19 protein-coding genes are annotated in these 25,512 nt (G+C 51.7%); 8 read left to right on the top strand and 11 right to left on the bottom strand.

The window, feature by feature from the left end; genetic code table 11:
- Positions 1 to 10: 10 nt before the first annotated feature.
- Positions 11 to 706, top strand: a complete 696-nt coding sequence (locus tag P8N76_15765; GenBank protein MDG2383125.1) for a DUF1080 domain-containing protein — start codon at positions 11 to 13, stop codon at positions 704 to 706.
- A gap of 75 nt (positions 707 to 781) precedes the next feature.
- Here P8N76_15765 and P8N76_15760 read toward each other — a convergent pair whose 3' ends face one another.
- The 5 genes from P8N76_15760 to P8N76_15740 form a co-directional block, all read right to left on the bottom strand.
- On the bottom strand, positions 782 to 1,306 hold the full coding sequence (locus P8N76_15760; GenBank protein ID MDG2383124.1) for a PQQ-binding-like beta-propeller repeat protein: 525 nt from the start codon (positions 1,304 to 1,306) through the stop codon (positions 782 to 784).
- Positions 1,285 to 1,755 (bottom strand): PQQ-binding-like beta-propeller repeat protein, encoded by a 471-nt coding sequence (locus tag P8N76_15755; protein ID MDG2383123.1) that lies wholly within the window; start codon positions 1,753 to 1,755, stop codon positions 1,285 to 1,287. Before P8N76_15755 ends, P8N76_15760 begins: the two co-directional genes overlap by 22 nt.
- A gap of 412 nt (positions 1,756 to 2,167) precedes the next feature.
- Positions 2,168 to 2,878 (bottom strand): hypothetical protein, encoded by a 711-nt coding sequence (locus tag P8N76_15750; protein ID MDG2383122.1) that lies wholly within the window; start codon positions 2,876 to 2,878, stop codon positions 2,168 to 2,170.
- A 728-nt stretch (positions 2,879 to 3,606) separates the two neighbouring features.
- Positions 3,607 to 4,710, bottom strand: a complete 1,104-nt coding sequence (locus tag P8N76_15745; GenBank protein ID MDG2383121.1) for an alcohol dehydrogenase catalytic domain-containing protein — start codon at positions 4,708 to 4,710, stop codon at positions 3,607 to 3,609.
- Between the two features lie 159 nt (positions 4,711 to 4,869).
- On the bottom strand, positions 4,870 to 6,183 hold the full coding sequence (locus P8N76_15740) for a DUF5690 family protein (GenBank protein MDG2383120.1): 1,314 nt from the start codon (positions 6,181 to 6,183) through the stop codon (positions 4,870 to 4,872).
- On the opposite strand from P8N76_15740, the gene P8N76_15735 reads away from it, so the two are divergent.
- Both P8N76_15735 and P8N76_15730 read left to right on the top strand, forming a co-directional pair.
- Positions 6,182 to 6,391: a hypothetical protein gene (locus P8N76_15735; protein ID MDG2383119.1), complete on the top strand. Its 210-nt coding sequence runs from the start codon at positions 6,182 to 6,184 to the stop codon at positions 6,389 to 6,391. The two genes, P8N76_15740 and P8N76_15735, sit on opposite strands and share 2 nt — an antisense overlap.
- 89 nt (positions 6,392 to 6,480) lie before the next feature.
- Positions 6,481 to 7,935: a sulfatase-like hydrolase/transferase gene (locus tag P8N76_15730; GenBank protein MDG2383118.1), complete on the top strand. Its 1,455-nt coding sequence runs from the start codon at positions 6,481 to 6,483 to the stop codon at positions 7,933 to 7,935.
- Positions 7,936 to 8,079: 144 nt separating this feature from the next.
- On the opposite strand, the gene P8N76_15725 is transcribed toward P8N76_15730, so the two are convergent.
- On the bottom strand, positions 8,080 to 12,414 hold the full coding sequence (locus tag P8N76_15725) for a PQQ-binding-like beta-propeller repeat protein (protein MDG2383117.1): 4,335 nt from the start codon (positions 12,412 to 12,414) through the stop codon (positions 8,080 to 8,082).
- Between the two features lie 312 nt (positions 12,415 to 12,726).
- Between P8N76_15725 and P8N76_15720 the strand changes: the two genes are divergently transcribed.
- The gene (locus tag P8N76_15720; GenBank protein ID MDG2383116.1) at positions 12,727 to 14,025 is read left to right on the top strand and encodes a PQQ-binding-like beta-propeller repeat protein; all 1,299 of its coding nucleotides are present in this window, start codon (positions 12,727 to 12,729) and stop codon (positions 14,023 to 14,025) included.
- Positions 14,026 to 14,135: 110 nt separating this feature from the next.
- Here the strand turns inward: P8N76_15720 and P8N76_15715 are convergent, their stop codons facing one another.
- The 3 genes from P8N76_15715 to P8N76_15705 form a co-directional block, all read right to left on the bottom strand.
- Positions 14,136 to 14,726: a hypothetical protein gene (locus tag P8N76_15715; GenBank protein MDG2383115.1), complete on the bottom strand. Its 591-nt coding sequence runs from the start codon at positions 14,724 to 14,726 to the stop codon at positions 14,136 to 14,138.
- Positions 14,727 to 14,873: 147 nt separating this feature from the next.
- A complete protein-coding gene (locus P8N76_15710) occupies positions 14,874 to 15,539 on the bottom strand; it encodes a hypothetical protein (GenBank protein MDG2383114.1) in 666 nt (221 codons plus the stop codon).
- A 69-nt stretch (positions 15,540 to 15,608) separates the two neighbouring features.
- Positions 15,609 to 16,583, bottom strand: a complete 975-nt coding sequence (locus tag P8N76_15705) for a polysaccharide deacetylase family protein (protein ID MDG2383113.1) — start codon at positions 16,581 to 16,583, stop codon at positions 15,609 to 15,611.
- A 417-nt stretch (positions 16,584 to 17,000) separates the two neighbouring features.
- Here P8N76_15705 and P8N76_15700 point away from each other — a divergent pair, with 417 nt between their 5' ends.
- The 3 genes from P8N76_15700 to P8N76_15690 are packed head-to-tail and all read left to right on the top strand — an operon-like array spanning position 17,001 to position 20,706.
- A complete protein-coding gene (locus tag P8N76_15700) occupies positions 17,001 to 17,828 on the top strand; it encodes a phytanoyl-CoA dioxygenase family protein (protein ID MDG2383112.1) in 828 nt (275 codons plus the stop codon).
- A 36-nt stretch (positions 17,829 to 17,864) separates the two neighbouring features.
- Complete coding sequence (locus tag P8N76_15695; GenBank protein ID MDG2383111.1) at positions 17,865 to 19,151, top strand: hypothetical protein; 1,287 nt, start codon at positions 17,865 to 17,867, stop codon at positions 19,149 to 19,151.
- A 55-nt stretch (positions 19,152 to 19,206) separates the two neighbouring features.
- On the top strand, positions 19,207 to 20,706 hold the full coding sequence (locus P8N76_15690; GenBank protein MDG2383110.1) for an HTTM domain-containing protein: 1,500 nt from the start codon (positions 19,207 to 19,209) through the stop codon (positions 20,704 to 20,706).
- 538 nt (positions 20,707 to 21,244) lie between these two features.
- Here the strand turns inward: P8N76_15690 and P8N76_15685 are convergent.
- Positions 21,245 to 22,153, bottom strand: coding sequence for a sugar phosphate isomerase/epimerase (locus P8N76_15685; GenBank protein ID MDG2383109.1), 909 nt, complete (start codon positions 22,151 to 22,153; stop codon positions 21,245 to 21,247).
- A gap of 218 nt (positions 22,154 to 22,371) precedes the next feature.
- On the opposite strand from P8N76_15685, the gene P8N76_15680 reads away from it, so the two are divergent.
- Positions 22,372 to 24,000 carry an alkaline phosphatase D family protein gene (locus P8N76_15680; protein MDG2383108.1) on the top strand — a complete coding sequence of 543 codons (1,629 nt, stop codon included), beginning with the start codon at positions 22,372 to 22,374 and terminating at the stop codon, positions 23,998 to 24,000.
- Here the strand turns inward: P8N76_15680 and P8N76_15675 are convergent.
- Complete coding sequence (locus tag P8N76_15675; GenBank protein ID MDG2383107.1) at positions 23,992 to 24,261, bottom strand: hypothetical protein; 270 nt, start codon at positions 24,259 to 24,261, stop codon at positions 23,992 to 23,994. The two genes, P8N76_15680 and P8N76_15675, sit on opposite strands and share 9 nt — an antisense overlap.
- Positions 24,262 to 25,512: the final 1,251 nt, after the last annotated feature.

Here is a 25,512-nt window from a genome sequence, read left to right as displayed (position 1 = left end):
GAGGTGAATCGTGAAAATCCTTTTCAAATTATTCGTCCTATACGGGCTGATCGTTCCCACTGTTTTGGTCGCTGAAGATGCTGCCCACAACACGCTTTCCGATGCTGAAAAAGCGGCAGGTTGGGAGTTATTGTTCGATGGCCGATCGATGGATCAATGGAGGAATTTCAAGAAGTCGAAGGTAGGTGATGGCTGGAAGGTTGCTAACGGGGAAATCCGCTGGGGACGCAAAGGCGCTGGCGACATTATCACCAAAAATGATTACATGGGATTCGAGCTCAAAGTCGACTACAAGATCCCGCCCGGTGGCAACAGTGGCTTGATGTACCATGTGACGGAAGATGGAAGTACACCCTGGCGGACAGGGCCTGAGATTCAAATCCAGGACAACAAGGATGGAAGCGATCCCCAAAAAGCAGGTTGGCTTTATGGGCTCTATGCGTCTGACGTTGACGCAACGAATCCAGCGGGGGAATGGAATACACTGCACGTCGTAATCACTCCCGAGCAATGCGTCCAATCCATGAACGGTCAAAAGTACTGCGAGTATGTAAAGGGCAGTGATGACTGGGATGCACGGGTGGCGAAGAGTAAATTTGCGAAGATGAAAATGTTTGGCAAAGCAAATAATGGTCACATTTGCCTGCAGGATCACGGTAACGACGTGTCGTTTCGCAATATTAAGGTGCGCCGGATTACACCCTAACGGGCGACAACCGCTTTGATTTGTTGTTCAGTAGTTCCGTCTGGAGCACGATCAACGATCTGGTCTGATCGCCATCTAGCTGGCGGTTTTGATGCAATAGATCGCTCGATCGGAACGAAGGAATGACGCGTCTCCAGTAACAGCTGGAGTTCCATTGAAATCAAATGGATCAGAATTAATTCGATTCTGATGCAAGACTTTGAATTCGGGGCTGGCGGGCAATACGAGAGTGCCATCTCTGCGTGTCACCACAAAAATCCGGTCTCCAATCAGAATTGGAGAAGCATAGACCGGTCTGCCACCGCTTTGCAAATCTTTCACACGCTCCCTGTAAACAAGGCTACCGTCCTCGGCATGGGTGCACCATGCTTGACCTCGGTCATCGATCCAATAGAGGTGGCTGTCGTGTAGTAAAGGAGTGGCGACATAAGAGCTGCTCAGGGAGGTCCATGCGACTCGGGTGTCTGTCACATCCCCTTTGCCACCAGCATGTATCGCGTGACTTCCGGAAGAGCGAAATCCGCCGAAGATGTACACCATGTCGGCATCGATAATCGGACTGGGAGAAATATTGCCCGTTAGTTGGTTTTTGCGTACCAAGCGAGTTTTCCTGTTTCCGCGTTCAACCCCCAGACTTCACCGGGAATGGCCAGGACGACTTCCCTACGATCTGTTCCGTGGACGATTCCGGGTGTTCCATAGCTCAGTTCGGTTAAATCAGCCTCTGCTTTCCAAAGTTGATTTCCCGTTTTTTTGTCGAGTGAGATTACGGAGCGAGCTTCGTCCGATGCGTTGACGATCAACTGGTCACCGAGCAGGATTGGGCTCGCAGCAGAACCCCATTGACGATTACTCGATTCGTCTCCAATCAGCGTATGCCAAAGCTGTTCGCCGCTCAGCGTGTAACAGAAAATCCCTGACTTCGAGAAGAATGCGTATATATTCTTTCCGTCGCTCACCGGAGTGTTGCTTGCGTAGCCGTGTTCGCGGAGGTAGCCGCGATAGGGGTCCTCGGGTTGTGCTGCTGGAACAGAAGCTGACCACTCGATTGCGCCCGATGTCCGATTGATACAGACGGAGATGTCGCATTAGCCTGCGATGTCATTGACGGACTCCTGGCCTCCGTATCCAGAGTAACAGCTGACAAAGACGCGATTGCCAACGACAATTGGGCTCGAGGATCGGGGCCCCGGTAGCGAGCAACTCCAGGCGAGATTCTGTTTCTCATCCCATTTGTGGTTGATTCGCTGATGCTCCTGCCATCTGGCCCGCGAAAACGCAACCAGTCGTCACCCCGAGACTGCTGTGTTTCTGAGAAAATAAGGATGGAAAGAAAAAGGCATAGAATCGGGAGGTAATGAAATATGGGAGAAGTCCTGGGAAAAGGAATTATTGTGTTCTGCCGAAACGAAAGCCGCGTCCGAATACAGCACCTGCGTCTTTGTTTCGTCTAAGGTCGACTCAGAATGTTTGAATGATAGGTTTGCACGAACCCTCTTTGTCATTGCAAGCAAAGTATTTGATAGTAACGAAGAAAGGCGTGTTCGATGTCGAGACATCGAGCAGAAACTCACGCGGGTCAGCGTCAGTGGCGTTATTTAACTTGGGGCCTTTGCCTCGCGATGGAGTGATTGAGACGCCTATCGGTAGTTCCATTGCGAATTCAATTGGCGATACTAAATTGTTCCAGTGCACTTCGTAAATTGGGTCGAGATGGAAACCCAAATAGAGTTTGCCCTGATTGCGGTCCAGTAAATCGGAATCGGCTTCGGCGCGTAATTTCACATAGTAGGGTTGGCCGCCATCATCCTCAGGGTGAACGGTAACAGCGTCTAGTTGTTTTATGTGCTTCAATTTTGGCACGATACCCTTGGGAAGGGTAGATTTCGGCGGCAGAAAACGCAGCGGGACATCGCGGGCAGGCGTGGGGTTTTCGATTTCCCCGACCAGGGTGACCAGATCCTTACGCAATTGCTCCGGATTGCTCCAGTCACGCATGCAAACCACGTTTCCGGCGGGGTCAAAGAGGTATTCAGGATTATTGGCTCCGCCCGTCATTGCATGTTTGAGGGCGTTTTGCATGTTGTCCGCAAGCCAATCAAAGCCGCTGGGAATTCGTTTTTTAGCCTCTTGGACATGTAGCAACCGTTCGTGAAGCGTGTTCGGATTCAAATAGCCATTGGTTTCCGGATGGGCAAGATTCTTGTAGATGAAATGAAACGTACACCTTGGGGCGCCTAGTCACGCCGGATGGCTTCCAGACTGGATGCCTTGCGTAAAAAGGGCGGTCAGGTCAAGCAGCCGAAAACGATTGCCGAATAGTGGCCCTTCAGGCTGGCAAACGAGAGTGGCTGGCCCTCTTCGTCATAAACCTCTGTATCAGGTCGGGGCGATCCAACCGTTAGCCCTGATTTTCAAATGCGATTTGCCCCCGTCGAAAATGAGCCCCTTGCAAGTTTTACCCGGAAATCGTTTTGCCCTAATTCATTTCGGTCCAGTTTCCCATTCTGGTTGCGGTCGAGTGTTTTTAGCCGCTCAACGGCTCGTCCCAGCTCGTCGTCCGACAGGACCCCGTTCCCGTCCTGATCGAGCAGGGCAGGGAGCGGGTCGACGGCTGCGGAGAATCGGGCTCTCTTCCGGCGTGGTCGGCTAGATTGGGCGTAAAGGCTTCCCAGTTGAAAGCTTAATCGCAGTAGAACGAGTATCGTAAATCCACGCATCGGAGTTGCCTCTGAGGAGGAAGTGACCAACGATTCGCTCATCATTGCACACCCATTCGGAGGAAAAGTTTTGCCGCGAATCACTTTCGGCGGTTACGATTCCATCTGGAGATATCGTTTCATCATGAATGCCGGATTTCGCGAGCTATCATCTGTTTCAATGGGGTGCTGGGCGTTTAATCAGATTTGAGGGCGAATGGCGGTTCGAATATGCCTGCCGGCAATCGCAGCCTGAATCGCCTGGTTCACCTCTTTCAATGAATATTCGGTGTCGACAAGTTCCAGAAATGGAAACTGTTTCCAGGTTGCCGCCAGAAAATCTACGGCGTTGACGAGGTCAGAGCCGGTATAGTTGTGCAGCCCTTCGATCCGGATCATTCTGCGCACGATTTGTTCGGCAGGAATCGCCAGATCGCGGGACGGGAAGACGCTTCCTATTAGCAATAAATGGCCACCAATTGCCAAAGCGTCGAATGCCGGTTCGATGGCATCGGGTACGCCCGTCATATCGATGGCAATGTCAAAACCTTCCTGGTGCTGAGGGATGACCCTGTCCATCGTAGCGTCGGCGCCAAACCGCAACGCCCATTCCCGGCGATTGGGTTGAGGATCACAAACTACCACCGTTTTAGCGCGATGGTAGCGTGCTGCAGCGGCGGCCATCAGTCCAAGCATTCCGCCACCCATCACCAGTACCCGTTTCCCTTCACAGGGTCCGATCACTCGAATCGCCGCAAGTACGGTTGCCGCCGCGCAATTCGCCGGACAGGCCACTTGGTCAGGTAACGAATCAGGCAAACGGACAATGGTCGAACCGCGAGGTAACAGGCAGTGAGTCGCTAATCCGCCAGAGATTCGGCCCGATCCGTCTACTGCTTCGTGTCCGAATTTGATGAGTTTTTCACACTTTTGGGTGAGTCCTCGCTTGCACATTCGGCATTGATGACAGGAGGCGACAATGCCCCAGGTAACCCGGTCTCCCAATTGTAAAGCGCGCTCGTCACTAGCCAGCACCGGACCGTTGGGTGGCAATTGGCACACTCGCCCGATTGCCTCATGACCCAAGATGGCCTGACCCGTACAGTGCCGTCGGCCGGTGATGGTGTGCAAATCGCTTCCGCAAAGAGTGCAGCAACTGATTTCGATGACAACCTCGCCTTCCTGCGCGATTGGCATCGGAAAGCCACGAATTTCCAATGATTCGTCCGGTCCGTAAAACACAGCTGCCGTTGCGGGCATAGGTTGATCAGCCGGGGCCGAAGCGTGTTCCGTTTTATGAGACAATCTATCTGACCTCATTGAGCGTTTAGAAGCGTCACCGTTTGCCTCAAGCAGATGATGCAGTTTATCATCCTTTCGTTGCGTCGAGCTGCGCCATTTCGCGGTGTCCCCGATTCCGGCACCGACGGGTGGGGTACCGATTGCAAGTTGTTGTTCTTTCGATCACACAGTTGGGGTTGAATCGAGGCCCGCTTCAAGCGATTCGGACCCGGGTAGTGTCTTTGAGTAATAGATCACCAGCAAGAAAGTCACCAGCAGGCACAGAATGGCAATTCCATAAGAAACGTTGATGAAGAACGCCAGGAAGTCGATTTCAGGGCTGAACCATTCGCGAAACAACATAATGGCAACATATCCAAGATAGCCTGTTGCATCGGCGAGATACATTAAATAACCAATCGTCGCTTTTTCCCGAAAGGCCGCAACAAGTCGTTCCCAGACAGTCGTGTGAAACGCCACATAGGGCACGTAGGCGCCGAAGCCGATCAGTACCATGAATGGAAAAGCCTCGAGTGTCCCACTTTGTTGAAAACCCAATGCGCCGATGATGAGCACAAACCCGGCAACGATCAGGCCCAGCGCGGTCATAAATGCTTTGCGGTTAGATTTGATCTGGATTGCTACGCCGTTTAAAACGACAACACCTATCATGACCCATGTCTCTGATTTCGCGTAGATCGACGGCTCGTCGCCCTCGCCAAGCCCCTCCCAAATTTCTACCGCAAAGTCGTCGCGAATGCTGCGCATCACCGTCAACAAGATGAAGACGATTAATAATCCAATTAGACCAATTGCATGCCGACGAAAAAAGTTCCTGCGCATTCGATGATTCATCGGGACGCGTTCGGTTCGAAGTCGGACATCTTCCTCGGAAGGAGGTGGGATTTGGTTCAGCATCCAAACAAAGGTCAATAACGGAATGACAAAAATCATTCCGGTTAAGAATGGCATCCAAAATTCAGACACCCCATAGTCCTGGATGAGGACGCGACCCACCGACTTTACAACTCCGGAAGAAACGATAAAGCTGGCGCAAAGTCCGGCTGACAAAGCTTCTGTTAATCGTCGTCCCTCCAGAAAACGGAGGACCAAACCAAAAACCATTCCCAATGGTAGCCCGTTGATGAACAACATGATGAAGTTGTACGGCGTTGGTACAACGGCGAACAAAAGTAGAGCCACTTCCGCAATGCCGATTAACAACACGATACCGAGTGCTCGTTTGGATGGTCCCAACTCGGAAACATATTTGATTCCAATGAATTTCGATAACGTATACCCGAACACCTGAGAGGTGATGAGTACCGTTTTATATCCAACGCCAAACAGAAAGAGTCCTTCAAAAGTTCCGGCGGTAAAGGGTTTGCGAAACGCATACATGCAAAAATAGGTGCCGAAGGCAGCGATGATGCAGTAAGTCGAAAACCAGGTTGGTTTCGCTGTTGCTAAACGTTGCTTAATCGAGGGAGAATTCATGCCGGTCGTGCTTGCAAGTGTCTTAGATGGCAATTTGTTGACCTCCCACCATACCTTGTTCGGCTACCCGTCAACAGAGGAACTGGCCTCATTAAATACAACTCCGGCAATTCGAAATATTTGTGAAACATCGATCAATGGGATTGGCAAAGTCATGAAGGGATTCCGGCGAGCGATGCAAGGATTACTGACCTTCATCACTTTGTGAGTGGTTCCCCCGGGAAGACCGGAATAGAATAGCAGTGCAGTCAGGTCGATCGACAAGTAAACCATCAAAGGATTTGGACGGAGTGTGCGATGAATGGTAAGAGTTGTGCGCTGGCCATTTGTGTCCTGTTGCTGTGTTTCGGGGTGAGTCGTAATTCGGCCATTGCCGAGAACGCGAAAACGAAACCGAACATTGTTCTGGTCATGGCGGATGATCAAGGCTGGGGTGATATGGGCTATTCAGGCCATCCGGCCTTGCTGACACCAAATTTCGATCGAGCTGCTGCAGCAGGCGTACGCTTCGAGCGATTCTATGCGGCGGCTCCCGTCTGCTCACCGACGCGAGCGAGCGTGCTTACCGGTCGGCATCCGAATCGGTCAGGCGTCTTCAAGTGGGGACACCCGTTGCGACCGAAGGAAATTACCCTGGCGGAAGTGTTGAAAGGACATGGCTACGCGACGGCCCATTTTGGCAAATGGCACCTGGGTTCTGTACGTCGACAAAGTTTGGTTCACCCAGGAGAGCAGGGATTCGATTTTTGGATCAGCGCACCGAATTTCTTCGACAACGATCCGATTCTTAGTTGGCAAGGGAAGGCAGTGAAGTATCCGGGTGAGAGCTCAAGGGTGACGGTGGATGCCGCGATTGAATGGATCCGGCAGATATCGACCAATGACTTGCCGTTTTTCGCGGTGGTTTGGTTTGGCTCACCGCATGGCCCGCATCAGTCCAGTTCAGAGAATCGTGCACCCTACCTCGATGAAGAAAAAAGGTTGCAGCATTTTTATGGTGAAATCAGTGGGATGGACCGCGCTTTTGGGAAATTGCGACTTGCTTTGGATGACCTCAATCTCCGAGATGACACGATTCTCTGGTATTGCAGCGACAATGGTGCGTTGCCGAAGGTAGGATCAGCGGGCCCTTTTAAGGGGCATAAGGGCCAAGTGTATGAGGGAGGTTTGTTGGTACCTGCTTTCCTTGAATGGCCTTCACGAATAACGAAACCACGGGTCGTGAAGACGCGATCTAATTCGAGCGATATTTTTCCAACCTTGCTCGGCTTAGTGGATCTACCACGACCCAACGAGCGTAAGTTGGATGGGATTAATCTCACTACGTTTGTGGAGGGCGCCGATGAACAGCGTGCCGACGCGATGGGATTTTGGGATTATCCCGTCGGAGGAATCCGAACTCCGTCGGCGGAGCGGATGGCGGCGCTCTTAACAGCCCAAACCACCGGTGCCAGGGACTTGCCGGCCACAGCAGAGAGCCTGAACCCAGAGAAATTGGCTGATGAGCCCTATTCAAGCAAGCTGTTCCCAGGCCACGCCGCGTGGATCGATTCGGATTGGAAACTACACCGAATTACTGATAAACAGGGAAAGGTCAGGTGGGAGTTATACAACCTTGCCACGGACCCGGGTGAAACAATCGATCTCGCTGCAGTGAAACCAAGCGTGGTGCAAGGAATGAATGCGGCTCTTGAATCCTGGTTGCGATCGGTTGTCGCGAGCATGAATGGTGAGGATTACACCGACTCCTAGCATGCGGAAGATAACCGATTACTGCCGCGATGCAAACCGTTTTTCTTTTGCCGGCAAGCGTCTTTGCCGCAAGCAATGGTTGGCGGCGAAAAGAGTTGAATTTCACAGAAGACATTCAGGCGGTGCTTCGTCGACAGCAGGGCATCATTCCTTCACGATTTCAATACCGCTTAGCACCGACTGTCCGACTCGTGGGGGTAAATTGATTTCTAGACTGTCGCCCACCATCACCCCGTTGAATTCACGCACGATTGTGGCACGAGGCGCACCTGCCTCACGGACGATATCAAAGTTCTCGGCGACGATCTTGCCCTGGAGAACGATGTCAAAGACGCGTTGTCCAGGTTTGAGTTCCTCAGGTTCTGCGAAGAATAGTCGTACCAGGTGCGGCTGGGGCTTCGTGGCGACTTTATTTTCCGGCTTGTCTTGGTCGGTGCGAACGAAAAGCTTTGTCGCCACTTTGGGATCTGACTTAAAGGATTTGGCAACACGTTTCCCCTTGCCGCGAATCACAAATCCGATTGCATTGCCGGATTTCCAGCCTTCACGACTCACGATGGATTGAATGAGTTTTGTGATGTCAGGCGTTCTTTCATCCGGTCCGGCGCGGTCCACTTCCGTCCATGGCTTCGGTTCCCATTCTACGCCTGCTGGCAAGATCTTTAGCGATGAGATCGAGTTTTCACCTTCGAAGCTCGGAGCGTCGTCCGCATCGACAATGCCGATGCTCAGTGAAGTGGGGGCATCGCTGATTTCGTCACACACAAACTGCAGGTGTGATTCGGTGATCACTGCCCCTTGGGGAATAATCACATCCTCAAATCGAAGCGCCACGATCTGCTGACCGGATTCGGTGGTCATTTCCAGGTCACTGCTACTGAGGCCGACCTCACCACCCTCTGCTTCTTCTCCGTCGTTATTCGCTTTGGTGATATAGAAAGGGCGACCATCTTGAAAGGTCTCTTTGTAAATCGACATCGGAATCGTCAGGGACTTCGCGTTCAATACGCCTGACGCGCCAATCCAAGGGTAGCCGGGGCCACTAAATGTTGAGGTGTGATTGTGGTAGTAGCTGGGTTTACCGTCGGCCGTAATTTGCACATCGGGTGATTGGCCGCCGACTAAGGGGTAGTCGATCCAAAGAGTGCCCTCGTCATCGACGCGATCTCCAGGGGCTCCTAGGTTGACTCCCAGGTGGAGAATTTTCTGGCCCGGCTTACTCAAGTGGGCCGTGTGATTAACTGTCCACATGTCGATATCGGGCATATGAACGAGCCCGAGTGAGGTTTGGTTTTGATAAGAACAACTGCAAGTTCGAGTGTAATCGGGCGCGTTCAACACGCCATTGGCCACGATAAGGTTTGAGGTGCATCCGGACTTGAATCCTCCCAGGTTCCCCGTCCCACTCATCGTATTGAGGTCGTAATAACCTGCCGCACCGGAACGAAAGGTCAGCATGTTTTCACTGGCAATGATGTTGTTGCAACCGTAAGCACGGCAGACTTGCCAGGGCTGCTCTTCTTTGGTGATTGGATTGACAATGGTGCGTGCCGTGCCGTCGAGAAGATCGAAGGCTCCCGCCGAAAGTTGATAGGAGTTGCTGTTTGTAAGGATGGTGTCGTTGTGCAAAATGCACGGTCCCGAATAGGCTCGGTCCAGATCTTGCCAGCGAATATCGCCCGTCTCGCCGTCGTAGACGGTCATGCCATCGCCAACTTCTGATTTCAGCCGGTCACTGGCCGACGCGCCAGCTAATAACAGGACGTGGTGTAACTTGGAATATCCTAACCAACTGCCGAAAATATCCCCCGTTTGTTCCCAATGAGGCTCGCCCGTGTTGAGATCTACCGCGATGATCCGATAGCTTGCGGGTGACACTTGGCCGCGACGTTTCAGCTTGTCCTCGACTTGTTGGGGGAGTTTATCGAGGCAGTACACCCGACCGTCACCCGCAACGATTCCATTGTGAAGAAAACTGTGTTGGGCATCGACTTGCCACAATTGTTTTCCGGTGTGACGATTGAAGGCAACCAGAGCGCGGCTGGCGGACACATCGAAGCTCTTGGAACCGAAGCCTTTGGAATTAACGGAAAGCTCATCGTCATCTTCTTTGAATGAGATCTTGTGCTTTTTTTTGTAATTCGCGAAGCCCTCGCCACCGAGTAAGATATCGCCGGATACACCAATGAAACCCCAGTCAGCATTTTCAGGTAATTCGATGAACCGGTCGGTTTTGCCAGTTTCGATATTGATGACGTGGCAGCGGTTATCCTCCACCAAATAAACCGCATCTTCTGTCGCGACGTAGTTAGTTCCCCGCCCATTAGCTCCCGGAATGTGAACTTGGTTGTAGGCCGAATCGAGGGGCGTGTCCTTAAAGGTTTCGTCGAAGTAAATGTCGTAAGTGCCCAGGTCTTCGAAATCGCGTTTCCAGAGTACTTGGCCCGTGTAGACATCCCGACAATTCAGGGAATTCATGCCTTGAATGTAGAGTCGACCTCCGATCACTTGTTCCGGCGGGCCGTGCCCGTGTCGGGGCAGCACGTCCATGTTGGAACTGCCACCAAACCAGAGGACACCCAACGGAAGCTTGACTCGGCTATCATCGGATTTAACTGAGTTGTTGATATCACCATATTGATGAGTCCAGTCGCCGGCACCGGTGAGGGCGCCCTTGCGGTTGGCGATATCCCATCGATCGGAATCACTCACTTGAGCATTTTCAAGATTTGCATCGACCAGTGAATCACGGTAGTTCGCCCGATCGACATTCCGTAAGCAGACAAGATTGCCTCCGTAAGGACGAACGCTTTGAAACGCTTTCTTTAGCATGCTTTGGGTGAGAACTGGCGACGAGCTGTCGATCACGATAGTCTTTGCCACGTAGGGTGGAGCCTGGAAGGTGTGTGCGGTCCCATGGTGCAGTGCGACTCGTTTACCCAATAAACCGGCCGCATCAAATTCCTCTCGTAAACGACCTAAACGTCCTTCATCTTCCGAGACGATGACGAGCTGCGCATCCGTAACGCTTGCAAATGTACGGACGCGTGCTTCATCCGTGAGCCCGTACCAGATGACGTAGCCATCACGGATGTTGGCCAGTTCATTCAGGTCGTTTGCGAATTCTAAATGTCGCTCAGAAATGCTCAATTCCCGTTTGGGTGCGGGAATAATCTTCACGGGTAGAACGGGTTCGGATCCAAATACGTGGAGGCGACCGTCTAGAGTTACGGCGACTAATTTGTCATTTGCCGCGATCAACCGCACAATGTCACCAGCCACCGTCTCACCAGCCACCGTTTTTCGCCAAACAACCGTGCCCGAATCTTTTCCTGCATGAATCGCAGTGATCGTGTTGTTGCCGGCAGCGTAGAGGGTTGGTCCGGCTTGAATAAGGTCACCCGTGCCGTCGACATCTTCGACCGTCCAGACAACCTCTTTGTCAGCATTGTACGCCTTGATAATGGGTTTTCCATGACCGCTCTTAGGTTCGGTTACTTCGGCTGCGAAAATTAGCTGTTCGGAGAGGACTGGCTCGTTCGTCATGAAGGCAGTTTTGGTACCGGTTTCTAAATTGAAGGCACGCACCCCTCGCTCGCGAGTATGAACAAAGAATTCTTGATCACGGGCGATAACCAGTGATCCGCCTGTACCTTTGCCACCTTCATTTAAGTGGAAATATCGCAGCTTTCCTGTTGTTCGATCGAAGACGGCCGGTACGCTGCGCCCCCCGGGGACAATGAGATTGTCCCCCGCAATCACGAGTGAGCCCTGAGGAGCGACGCCAGCGAATGATGGCGCACTATGGGGCTGCTTGATGTAACTCGCTGAGGTGCTGTCGTTCGTCCATTGGACTTGTCCCGTCTCAGCATCTAATGCGTAAATAAATGTGCCCATGAAAGGCCAAATACTCGCTGCGAAATAGACCGTCCCGTCTTTGACGACAGGAGCGCCCCGCGCGGGCCATGCTGAAACGATCCGTTCGTTGCCAATTACCTTTTGATTAGAGGGACCACCGCGGAATTTCCAGTTTAAGCTGCCGCTGGTTGCAGATACCGAATACAGATAGCCATCGTCACTGACAAAAAACACGCTGTCGTTGGCCACACACGCCGGAAACCGTACTGGTCCATCCGTATAAAAAGTCCATAGCCGACGTCCATCCTGAAGATCAATCGCGACTACCTTGTCGGATTCGTTGAAAGACAAAAACATCCGCCCGTCTTTTACGACGGGTTCAAAGATGCGGTCGTAGGTCATTAAGTCATGGTTGAGTGGATCGTCCCAGACTTGGTCACGCGGCGGAAATTGACGCGTCCATTGTTGCCAGAGATCCGAGGGGAGTGCTGAGGGCGAAGATGCGGTGCGGCCCGCGTCGTAACGCCACATCGGCCAATCGCCTGCCAGCGTGGTGCTCACGAAGAACTGGACCAGGGCAAGCAAGAAAAAGAAGCAAAAAAACGTTTGGTGTTTTCGCATCAAATAGCCGTTTCGGGTTGGAGCTCAGTTTGAAAAAATACCGTTCGAGGATCGAACAAAGCAGGTCTGATCGGCCTGAGACGAGTCTTCATTTGATTATCGCCAAAAGAAAGACGATATGGTACTGGAATCTGCTTTAACTATAGCGTTTTCTGCCGGAATCGTCGACCGACGCGACGCGTTTTTCCGCGGACAGATGACACGCTGCCCGAGAAGGTTATACTATTCGGCTCGAACGGAAACGCCGGTAAATCCAACCGGCAACTGATCCAGATCCAACTTGTTGCCACAGATTAGAAAAGAGGCACGAAGATGAAAATATGCCTAGTATTGTTAGCGATCATCGCGGGTCACGATGGTTTGAGTTGGCCGGCGTTTTTGGGGGATGGTGGGGGCGGAATTGATCCGGCCAGTTTGCCCGTTGAATGGTCCCCGGACCGGCATATTGCTTGGGCGGCTGATTTGGAAGGTTATGGGCAGTCGAGTCCGGTGATTAAAAATGGGCGTATTTTTGTGACATCCGTGACCGGTGAAATGAAGAACCAGTTTCACGTGTTTGCGTTCAATCTGCGAGATGGAAAACAGATTTGGAAACATTCCGTTGAGAGTTCTGAACTCGTGAAATCAAGCTTCTATGTGAGTCGTGCTGCACCGACGCCAGTCGTCGATTCAGCACGTCTCATCTGCTTCTTCGAGAGCGGCGACTTGGTTTGTTTGGATCATGAAGGCAACCTCCAATGGGAGCGTTCGTTGACCAAAGAATATGGTCCCTTGAAGAATCGCTTTTGTATCGGGTCATCCTTGGCACAGGACGAAAATAATGTTTTTGTGTTAGTGGACCACGACGGGCCATCGTATTTGCTTGCCATTGACAAGAAGACGGGAGAGAACGCTTGGAAGCAGGAACGCACAAGTCGGATTTCTTGGAGTTCGCCTGCACTATTGCCAATCAACGGGAAAGCACAGATCGTTGTCAGTTCTGCCGGCAGCGTGGATGGCTATGATCCCAAGACTGGTGAGCTTCTTTGGAGTACGGACGAAATTGGTGGGAATACGACGCCGACCCCCCGATCTGCTGGCGATGGACAATTTCTAGTGGGTGCGTCAGCCGGTTCAAGAGGTGAGTCGACAGAAATCGCTTCAACGTCCAATTGTTTGATGCGAGTGACCACAGGAGAGGACGGCGGCCCAGTGGTTTCGAAAGTCTGGCTCGCAGAAAAAGCGCTTTCGTCTTTTAGCTCTCCGATTTTCTACAAGGGTTATGGCTATTGGGTTAATCGAGCGGGCGTTGTCTTCTGCTTTGACGGGAAGTCCGGAGAGAAGCAGTATTCCGAACGGTTAGCCGAATCAAATTGGGCCACCCCTCTCGCGGTCGGTGATCGAATTTACTTTTTTGGTCGTAATGGTGAAACCACAGTGATCGAGGCCGGACCAAAATTCAAGAAGCTCGCCACAAATCGACTCTGGGAAAAAGAATCCGAGCAATCTGGTCAGGAACAACGTCGTGGGAATTTTGGGGGTCAAACGCAGTATGGCGTTGCCGCCGTCGCTGGTAGCTTGGTGGTTCGAACAGGTAAAGTGCTCTATTGCGTTCGGAACGAGAAGGAATGAATGGGCTCGGAATGAAAGCTGGCACGTGCGTCGAAGGGAATGACTGCCAATCGGCTTGTCGGTTACTTGATATCGGCCTTGGCCGATTCAGGTTGTTGCCAACGAACCCGTTATGAATCGGGGGGCACCACCGTATAGCCACCATCCCCGTTTGATTGTTGGTAGCTGTGATTTTGATGGGGGCCCGGCCGTTGGAGTTGTGCGGCAGCCTCGGCCTCATCCAGGACAATGCCGACGCACCAATGGTCCATCGGAGTCTCGACCGGTTCGATGCTCCGATCACGAAAAATCCAGGTTTCTGCGCCATTTTTGTCGAGCGATTGAATGGCTACATAGAGTCCAATTTGATCGAATGGCGTCTCGACCTTGGAAGCCGGATTTGCTGGACAGGTCAGGAAGGTCGGTCGAGGTTCTTGCATCGGCATGCCGGACGCCGAATACTTGGGTTGCGATTTCTCAAGCATGGGGAGCAGGTCTAAGGGCCAACTATAAATGTTCGGATTCTTACCCTGAAAGGAGTGATAGGTCACCAAAGCTTCGTCGAGTCGGCGAAGATTTTCCTGACAAAAGAATGCTCGAGCGTTTTCACGGGATATTGCGATTGCGGGGACTAAGAGTGCGAGCAGGAGGATCACCACGGAGATTACGGTGATCACTTCCGTTTTCGAGGGGGGAGTGCGACTCGCAGTTTCCGTGTTCATCCGAGAGCCAATTTGTAGGGAGCTTATTAAAGAAACGCGTGGTCTGCAGATTCTCAATTTTACCGTGTTTCATTGCCGAGGAAAGCTCAAGAAACTCAGGAAAGCAAAACGGGGGTCGAAGCCCCCGTTCCCTTAGCCTCGGGGCAACTACCAGCGATACCAGCCAAGACCGCCCGGTACATAGAGATTTTGACGGTAGGAATTTTTCCGTTGAGCATAGGAACTTCGGACGGGGCCTGAACTGGATGGTCCGAAATAACTTTGTACGTTTCGCGCGCCATATCGCCCCCCGCCTGCGGGGATTTGAGCCGATCGTTGTGCGGATGACAATTCATTTCGAATGTTCATTGCGGCTTTGCGATTTTGTTGCGAAGCTTGCCGCATGGCAATCAACGACTGGTGTTTTCGTTCCAGGCGCCGCATCACTTCCATCAGTTGGTTCGGTGTCATCTTAGCGACGTCGCTGCGGAATTCGTTGATTTCCGCCGGGCTGTAAATCGCTTGGACATTTAGGAAATCCTTGAGCCAAGTGCGAGTTGCTTGCCATTCGGGACTGTCGATCATTTTCCGTAGGTTCTTGGTCTGGCCATACCATTTTTCGAAATCCTGATCCGACATCGTCTTGATTTGGGCGATCAATTTCTGCACGTCTTCCGGTTTGAGCAACAACTCGTCTCCGACATAATTCTTGAGCCATGCGAGCGCTTCGGCTCGTTCTGCAGAAACGTCGGCGGCTTTGGAATTGGAAGTCGTTTGACCAATCGCGGATGTTGGGATCAACAACGCAAGGAAAAAGAGAAAGAGTGTTCGCATCTTGCACATAATCTCACCTGTTTATATCAAAACCGTATTTTTATCGTTGGAATCGACCGCTGTCTGATTTTAGCGACCACGTGTTGAATTGGGATTCACGCCTTTTTCGAAACGTTGCATCACCTCTCGCCAATTGGTTAATCGAACACCTTCTTGTTTTAGCAGTGCCTTCGTCAGGGGGTCGGCCAAGAGCTTTGAATCCCAGACAAGTTGTTGCCATCGTGGGGTGATAGCTTTCAGCGAATCGCTTTCAATCGCCGGTGCAAACATGATTTGCGTCAGCCCCGGTTTGAGTTCGCCAATCGCCTCGGCCAACTCCGCCAACCTCTGCGGGTAGGTGGTGGTATCTTCCAAAAACTTGATGTCATCTAATTTCGGGAGCGGATATCGTTGTAGCAACATTTGCATGTCTTCCGTGATCGGGAACCCTCGACCGGCAAAACGTTCCACGTGATCGGGAGTGAGTTCGACGACAACCGCTGGGATCCAGTACTTCTCAGCCAGATTCAAGTACAAGTCCAAAAGGTCGGGTCGCATAAACATGGTGCCCATCGCTGGGATTATATGAGACGGATGGATGCCGGATTTTCGGGCTCGTTCAATTTGCATCACCAGTTCAGCCTCAACCTGATCTCGATCAACTCGAATAGCAGCTTGATGCGGCGTAGCCCAGAAATAGCCGTGAGCATCGATCAGGGTCGATGACTGGTAGTCACCCGTTAAGGGACGCCAGCGGTAAACCTTACTGGGACTATTGAGAGTGAGTGAAACGCCCACATCCTTGTCGTGATGCGAGCGACTCCACACGGCGAATTGTTCGAACCAAGGGCAGGGCACCTTCACGCTAGTCGAAGTTGCTTGTCCAGCGGACAAGGCATTAATACCAGCGATGTTAGTCTCGTACGACGCACCCATGTGATCGACATACAGAATTACAACTCGATCGCCGGCCTCATAGCCAAGTCGTTGGGCCCATGTTTCCGCAGCGTTTGTGTCGAGAGTCGTTGCGAAAAACAGAAACAGACCAAGGAGCCAAAACCTCATTGCACGAATCTCCAAATGTTCAGAGCTTTACGGAACCTCTGTCTCGTTACCGTAAGTTGGATCGTTTTTGCACGCCCACGCGTGTTCTTCGCTGATATTGTAGCTTCCTATCAACGCCCTACGATGCGTTTGCAAATTTTGCGATGGTTGACTGTGACGGTTATGATGGCCAGCAGGGCGGATCGAGGACCGTCAAGTATGAGGGATGAAATGCAACTTCACCAGGGCCCGGATTCTATACAATTTGGGACGATCACCGACAGTCGGCTGAAGGGTAGAACCGGCAATGGCTGTGAAATCGTCGCCGGAAAATCCTCGTTTTCGGTAGCGAATTTTAGGACAGTGGCTGATCTGCGGGGAATCGGCCCCATTTTACGTGGACCTTATCGCTCGAATTGAGAATCTGGATGTTGTGGTATGGCAAAAGAATTCAAAGTAGTACCGACTCAGCAGGATCTTAATGATTTAGATCGGGATCTGCGTTTTTACCCCGCCACAACGAAACCTGTGGTGTTGGAGCAAGATCAAGTGGATCAATTTAACCGACAAGGGTTTCTCAAGCCGATTGATCTTTTTGGTGCGGAGGACATGATCGAAATCCGCAGCTATTTTGATGAGCTGTTGCGGAGCACGTTGGCGCAGGGTGGTGATAGTTATTCGATTAGCTCGGCTCATCTAAAGCATTCACGTGTCTATGATTTATTGACGGACATGCGAATTGTGGCTCTCGTCGCTGATCTTCTAGGGGAGAATGTGGTGGCTTGGGGATCCCATTTTTTTTGCAAAATGCCGCATGATGGTAAGACCGTCGCATGGCATCAGGATGCAAGCTACTGGCCCTTGACGCCCTCAAAGGCGGTAACCGTCTGGCTCGCCATAGACGATACCGATCGAGAAAACGCTTGCATGCAGTTTATCGCAGGATCTCATCATTTCGGGCACCTGACCTACCGGCCAAGTAAGGCGGATGATAACAACGTGCTGACGCAAACCATTGCCAATCCCGAGCAGTATGGCCCGGTGGTCGACGACGAATTGAAGGCCGGCCAAATATCAATGCATAGTGACCTTCTCTTGCATGGGTCCAAAGCCAATGATTCGTCGCGGAGGCGATGTGGTCTTACCTTGCGATATTGCGCTGCAGACGTTCGTGCGTCGATGGAATGGAACCAAAAAGGCGTCCTGGTGCGAGGGAAAGATTCAGCTGGCCATTGGGCGAATGTGGCTCCACCTGTAGCACTTTGACGTTTTCGAGGTTCGCAGTGAAAGGAGGCTACCGATATGGACTTGGTGTTTGCTCTACTGCTATTTAGTGGATTGGTCGTGTTATGGGTCGTGTATGGTGGCGTGTTGAAACGTCATGATTCGGTCTGGGAATCTGCGAGTCGTGAGTTAGGTCTCTCTTTCGAGCCGGGACATTTATCTGGAAACCGATCCATTCGAGGAAAGATTCTCAGCTTTGAAGTAGTCGTCCAAACGTTCACCACGGGATCGTCTGATAGTCCAGAGACGAACACCCGCTTTGACGTTCTTTATCCCGCCGCATTGGGGTTAGGGCTGCGTTTGAAACCGGAAGGCGTATTTGGAACGGTGACGAAGTTTTTCGGCGCTCAAGATATCGAATCAGGTGATGGAGAATTTGATTCAGCAGTGATGGTAAAGGGGGCCGACCCGATCCGTGTGCGAGCGTTTTTAACACCGGCAAGGCGACTAAGGATACATCGTTTTTTTCAACGTTATGGTCTTCCGGAAATAGATGATCAGGGAGTCTACTGCGTGGTTGCCGGAGTGCCTGATGATAAAGACAAAATCGTACGAACCATTCGCAGCGTGACTCGGCTCGCATGGCACCTTTCCGGTGAACGGAAATGCGATACGCAACTCGATCGGGCGATGCGACTCCAAGACGAAGGTCAACCTGAAGAAGCCATGGAAGTGATTACTGCCACGCTCGTGGATGGAGAGGCGGCCGAGCGAGAGAGTGCAAACGAAACACCTGGTGATTTTCTCGAAGCACTCGTCGAAGAGAAGGAAATGCTGGTGATGTTACAGGATTTTTCCGGTGCTGATGAAGCAGCAAACGATACGGTTGAGGAATTAGGGAAGTCAGAGAGTGGTGAACGGGAAATTGATGACTCGGTCGGACTGGAGGAACCGCAGGATACGCGAGCTGCTAAGGAAGGCCCGGTCGATCTGGAGATGAAATCTTTTTGTGACGATCTGTTTGCCGCTCAAAAGAGTAGTCACGAAATTGGCCAGGTATTCGATAAAAAATATCAGGGCCAACAGGTCAGCTGGGCCGGTGAACTGCAAAAGGTTGATCGTAATTATTCCTCCTTTATTTTCAAAGAAACGGGGGGATTGAAAGCCACATTCAAAATCGACGAACGACCGTCACCTTATTTCGGAACTCACAACGTCCTTGCGGTAGTCCATTTCGACGTGGAAGCGGCTGAAACGCTGAGAGTTCAGATCGACCAGAGACTGAATTTTCAAGGAACCTTGGTGAAAGTGGATGGGCTGATGCGAAATGTCTACTTGGAACAAGGGCAGGTGATCGAGGAATAAAGCCTCCCTTTTTAATGAATTCGCACGATCTAACGGCGGCGAGCTATATTTCACCATGAATCTGCAAAATGCCATGTCGCGAGTGTTCGGCATCGACACGCGGGCCTTGGCCTCGTTTCGAATCGGGATCGGCAGCCTGCTGCTCATCGATTTGGGGATGCGACTGCGGGATCTGGAAGCCCATTACACGGATCAAGGTGTACTGCCGCTCGAAATGCTCCGGAAGAGAATGGGCGATTCGTGGCAATGGTCGATCCATGGCTTTGGCGGCTCGGCTACATTTCAGCTCGTTCTTTTTGCCCTCGCTGCCGTCGTTGCCGTGGCGTTCCTTATTGGCTATCACAGTCGAATCGCGGCAATTATCAGTTGGGTATTGCTTGTTTCACTTCACGCACGCAACCCTTATGTCGTCAACGGTGGTGATGTTCTGCTGCGATTATTGTTGTTTTGGTCCATATTCCTCACGCTTGACCGACATCTGTCGGTCCGCAGTTGGCGAGAGGGGCGACTTGATTCTCGTGTGGAAGTGTCACTCGCCTCAGCAGGAATGTTGATCCAAATTGGATTGCTTTATTGGATGTCCGGCTACTTCAAAATTCAAGGAACCTGGTTGAATGCTGACACTTTGGAAAAAATCCTGCAGTCAGATTCCTATGTGAAACCAATCGCCTATTCCGTGGTGGGATATCCGCAATGGCTGGCAATGATGGGATGGGCCGCGTTGTGGGGCGAGTTGCTTCTTCCGATTCTTATCTTTTCACCGTTTTGGACGAAGCCGATTCGGTTATTCGCCGTGATGTTCTTTTTTGCCTTCCACCTTGGAATCGAACTTACATTGACGGTCGGACTGTTTTCCTTCACGAGTTGGATGGCTTGGCTGTTGTTCGTTCCTAAGGATCTTTGGGACCGAATCTGGCCGCCCAGGCTGGAAGGTCTATCGGCGGAATCATCGGCTCGGAGGAAACGGGCTCTCTGGAAGCAGCGGGGCGTGAATGTGATTGCTGGTAGCGCCTTGGTATTCGTCTGTTGGGCCAACCTGGTGACGTTACGGGAGCCTTGGGTGAAGCAAATCAATTCTAATTTCTTGAGCAGCGTCGGTGATGTTGTTGTTTTACGTCAACGTTGGAACCTATTTCCTCGACCTCTGACGCACGATGGTTGGTTTATCGGTGTTGCTCGACTTGCCGATGGACGAACGGTTGATCTTTTTCGGGATGGTGAAGTCGCGGACTGGACGAGTTACAACAAACCCAAGTACGTGTCGAAGCAATTTCCAAATCACCGCTGGCGAAAGTACTACCGCGGCATTATTTTCTCGAGTCGCACCAACCTGAGGGATCCTTTGAGCTGGTATTTGATTCGGAAATGGAATTCATCACACGGGCTGAACGAACAGATTGAATCGTTCGAACTTCACTACATGGAGGAAATCGGGGAGGATGGTGAGGATGAAGAGCGCTATCGACAGCGCTTCTTGAGCGAAATTGAGGTTCCTTCGGATGAAGCTCGGAAGGAAGAAACCGAAGTCGATTCGAAAGAAGGAAATCAGTCCTAGCCGGTAGGAATCGCTATCGTTCCTGGTCTCGTCGTGAAACATGACGTAATTCGGCGACGGCTCCGATCGCAAATAGTACGAGAATGATCACCGTGGCGATAATGATGAATTGCATGGTCGACAGCTCCCTTTGAAACTCATCGCTGACAGAATTGGGGCGGCTCTCTACGCGTCATTTGGGTCCCAACACCGCCAGGAAAATGAGAGGTGGGGCTTTTTCCTGATTTGCGTGCTGTTTGAACCTCGCAATTGGTTCCGACGATGGGCACTTCGCGGCAAAAGTTAATGTCTGATCAAAGACGGACAGAGGCGGCACGCGGGGGCGACAATCGGGATGAACGAAGACAAACGGCACGATTGTTCGCAGCCTGCTTCTGGTGAAGTTGCCGCCCAGACCGTTCAAGAGAAGCGTCGAGTGGTGACTTGCCAATTCGCTCGTCCGAATAGGAGCAATCTACGGCGCGATCGCTTGCGCGTCGAATAAAGAAGGCGAGCCCCGTAAAGTTAGTCGGGGCTCGCTTATTCCGCGGATGATATTTTAGAGACCGAAGACACGATCCATGTTGTCCGAAACCTCTTTCAGTCTTGTTGCATCGCCGCCTCCCACTTCGGCAGCCACCCAGCCGGTGTAGTCGATGTCCATCAGCGCTTGTCGAACGTCCCCCCATGGGAGATCACCCTCACCGATCTTGGTGAAGCCGTCCTTCTTGCGGGAAAATCCCTTCACATCTAATTTTACGATGCGACGTCCCAACGTTCGGATCCAATCGCCAGGGCTTCCATATTTCCAGTGATTTCCGATGTCAAATTGCATGCCCACCCAGGGCGAGTTAAATTCGTCTACATATTGAACGAACTTGTCCGCCGTTTGGTTGTTCGCTCCACCATGTTCATAAAGGAATTTGTTCCAGACGTTCTCGATGGCAATGTAAATACCGTACTTGGACGCGACCGGTAAAGCTTGCGCGATATTCTCAATCGAGCGAGGCCAGATTTCATCTTCCGGCCCATCATCACCGTGGCCGATGACCAGCAGAACCGTGTTGCCGCCAACCGCATGGGTATTCCGAATTGCATCCGTGAGATGAGTCAGCGCGGTTGCTCTTTGTTTGGCATCGGGGCTCGTGTGGCGAATGGACCAGTGAGTTGAACAGACGGTTCCGTCAACCGGCAGGCCTGAATTTTTAATTGCAGTCTTGGTGTCGTCCACTTTCATGCCGGGAGAATTCATTTCCACACCAGCGAAACCGGCTTTTCGAGCAGCAGTAAATTTTTCGGTTAAGCTGCCGGGGACGCCGACCATTCCGATCTTGAGGGTTTTGTACATGCGCTCACTCAGGGGCGTTGGCGCGACCGGCGCTGCTCCACAAACAAAGGGGCAAGCCGCAACGAGCGCGGCCGTTCCTTGGACAAACTGACGACGTGAAAGTGGCACACGTGTTGCCATCGGGTTACTCCAATTGATAGTGGCACAAGTCGGCATGAAGGATAAACGAGCTACTTTGATACGGCATATCGTGACGAAAGGCAAGGAATCACTGATGAAACATTCAGCCAATGCATTCGGATCGGAGGCTGTCCATCCGACGAAATTCGGATTATGTTGGCGTTAAAGACGCGTGTGCCGCTCGGCTGTTGGAATCCACTTTGTGAGTGTTATATGTCATGAAACGTTTACTAATACTATCGTTTTTCCTCCTCTCTTGGATGGGCGAAGCTGAGGCGCAACGACCGAGGCAATACAAGCGAATTCATCAAGAGGCGTTCAAAAAGATCCTCGATGGTAAAGTAGGAAAAGCGATTGAGCAGCTAGAGGAATTCGTCGAGACCTATCCCGACGACGAAGAATCTCATTACATGCTCGCGCTGGCTCATGCTCGGCGAAACAACCAACTGCAGGCCATTCAGAGCGTTCGGCGCGCGTTGGACGCCGGCCTGCCCGCCGGTAGGATTGTCGGGGGAAGTCTAACGGGCTTGGAGGTGTTGGAATCGGAAGATCTCTACCAGCAGCTGCTATCTCAGTTTGAGGATCGAGTTGTGCACGGTCCGATGCTCGGAAACATCACTGGACAGAGCGTTCAAATTTGGGTTCGCACCGCAAGACAAGCAACCGTCAAGGTTGTGGCAAAACCTGAAGGGCAAGAATCACCGTTGCTGCAGTCGCCACTATATTACACGACTGCCCAAAGTGATTTCACCGCCGTGGTCACGTTAAATGGGTTGAAGCCGCAAACCAATTACAGCTACCAGGTAATCGTCAATGGTCGCTGTGGATCTAATCTTGAACAGTCCTTCCGGACATTCCCACCGCAGTTTCAACCGGCCAAATTCCGCATTGGCTTCGGTGGAGGAGCTGGGTATGTCCCGGAAAATGAAAGAGCATGGGAAACAATTCTGGCCCAGAAGCCCGACGTATTAATGTTGTTGGGCGACAATGTCTATAGCGACGATCCCACCACACAACCGATGCAACATTATTGCTACTATCGCCGCCAGTCTCGCCCTGAATTTCGAAAATTAGTTGGCCTGACGCCAGTCTATTCCATCTGGGATGATCATGACTTCGGAACCAATGATTGTTCGGGAGGGCCGATGATTGATTCGCCTGACTGGAAGCGATCGGTTTATGAAGTGTTTCGCAACAATTGGGTGAATCCCTACTTCGGGGGCGGAGATGGCCAACCCGGCTGTTTCTACGATTTTTACTTGGGGGATGTCCACTTTATCATGCTCGACGGTCGTTTTTATCGCGACCGAACTCCGCAGCGTCCCGCTCGCCCGACCATGCTAGGCCCCGTACAGCGTGCTTGGTTGTTTGATCGAATCAAAAAAACGAAAGGCAAATTTCTTGTGCTCTGTTCGCCAGTTCCTTGGGTCTTTGAGGCGAAAGGCGACAGCCTCGACACATGGAACGGTTTCCAGGAAGAACGGAATTCTATTTTCGATTTACTCACCGAAAAAAAAGTAAATGGCGTGGTACTTATATCTGCGGACCGGCATCGGAGCGATCTTTGGAAAATCGATCGCCCCGGTACCTATCCGCTTTTTGAATTCAATAGTTCAAGATTAACCAATCAACATGTCCACAAAGAGTTACCGCAAGCCGAATTCTCGTTTAATAAAAAGCAGTCATTCGGCCTTGTTGATTTTGACACGACGTTGGAAAACCCCAGTGTTACCTATCGAATCATGACAATCGATGGCAAACAGGTGTTTTCGAAAACGATTGTTCTGAGTGAACTGCAATCGAAATCGATGGTTCCACCCGAGCTGCCCAAGGAGCCGTCACGCTAATTCGGGCATGCTCCGTGCCCCTACTGTCGATCCGAGCGGAGTTCGCAAAGGCGCCGTCGGTCCTCGTGCGTTGCGTTCGACGTTGCAATAGATGAAACGGTATTCATCCGGGTAAGCGACTCCCAATACCTGTTGGTCGCGGGGGCGCATGATAAGTGGGTAAACCTGATAGTCTTGCATGACACAGAAACGAATTCGCTGTAATGTGGCTTGTCGGACAGCTTCGGCTCGTGCCCATCGCATGGGGTCCTTTACCGGCATGGCTTCCTCCTTTTTAGTTTGAAACCAACTGACTGTGCCATAGCTGACGACGAACGGCGGGGGGCCAAGAGCGGCAGGATGGTAAGATGCCGTGAATACTGAAACTGAATAATGTTCCGCCGCGAATTAATTGGGCCACGGACAGATTGAACGTCCGGCCGCTTCCTTTCACGAGGTGGTGGTAGATAGAGTGGGTACTCATCGGGAATGCCTTTCAAGTCAATGGACGCGAGTAACCGCGCGTGCTGCCTTGCTGCGCATCTGCGGATACCATACGTATTGCCCGCACACGCGACGACGGATGATGTGATCTCGCCGCCGCAATCAACCCGAGGAACGGGTTTTGACTCATCCCGTTAAGAGCCAATCAGCCTTCAGATGTGATAAATATTGAAGGCCCTATCTTTGGGATAATGGCATATTGGAATTAAGGCAAGCGTTTTTGAAGGATGGGCGAATTTCAGAGCCTCCTTGCGCCTAGCAGAAAATCGTCAGTAGTCTGTCTTCGCGACTAGCTTCCTACCGTAATGAGTCACATGGCTAACCACGCGAAATCTCACACCCGCAGGATCACGAGAGCCACGCGTCGAGAAATAATAATGCGCAAAAGATAAAGAGACCACCTCCAGAGGATAAGCAGCCGGGTCGTTGATAAAAAAGAAAAGAATTCGTTGTCGAATGACCGCCGAATTTGCAGACTGGTTGTCGAAAACCTAGAACGTAGGCTTTCGACTGTTCGGTCCATCAGGCCGACTGGGCCTGATTAGACTTCGGAATTGCCGCTGCCGATTTGCAGGCTCGATACCGAGAACCCTTTTGACACCCTGATGCTCAAACTGCGGATGAATCATCTGAACGGGAATGACGACTGGATACGGCAAAGAGCATCCCGGTCGGTCCGGCGGAATACTCCTGTCAGGTCAGATGAGGTTGTCCGGGATTTTGCGAGCGGTAATTGCCTGCTCGTTATTTTCTTTCCGTTCCAATGGAATATCAACCAGTCGACGGAACTCGACATTCGGTGGGCTAGACGCCTTGGCATGAGAAACTTGGCACGAAAAACTCCGTCATTTGCAGAGGTCTAATTCCCCGACAGCCATTCGGCCTTGAGCGAACTGCATGAAGTTGCATTAACCGACGCGACCAAACCAAGTTGACCAATCGCACCATTTCACTCGCAGATGGCGGCCGGTTGATGGCCGTTTTTCGGCGGTCTAGCTCCGGTGGCGAGGCTGTGACTTGTGCGAGGCC

The organism is Pirellulaceae bacterium, from assembly GCA_029243025.1.
Lineage (GTDB): Bacteria > Planctomycetota > Planctomycetia > Pirellulales > Pirellulaceae.
The sequence above is the reverse complement of the archived record's forward strand: the minus strand, read 5'-3'. Positions and strand labels throughout refer to the sequence as shown.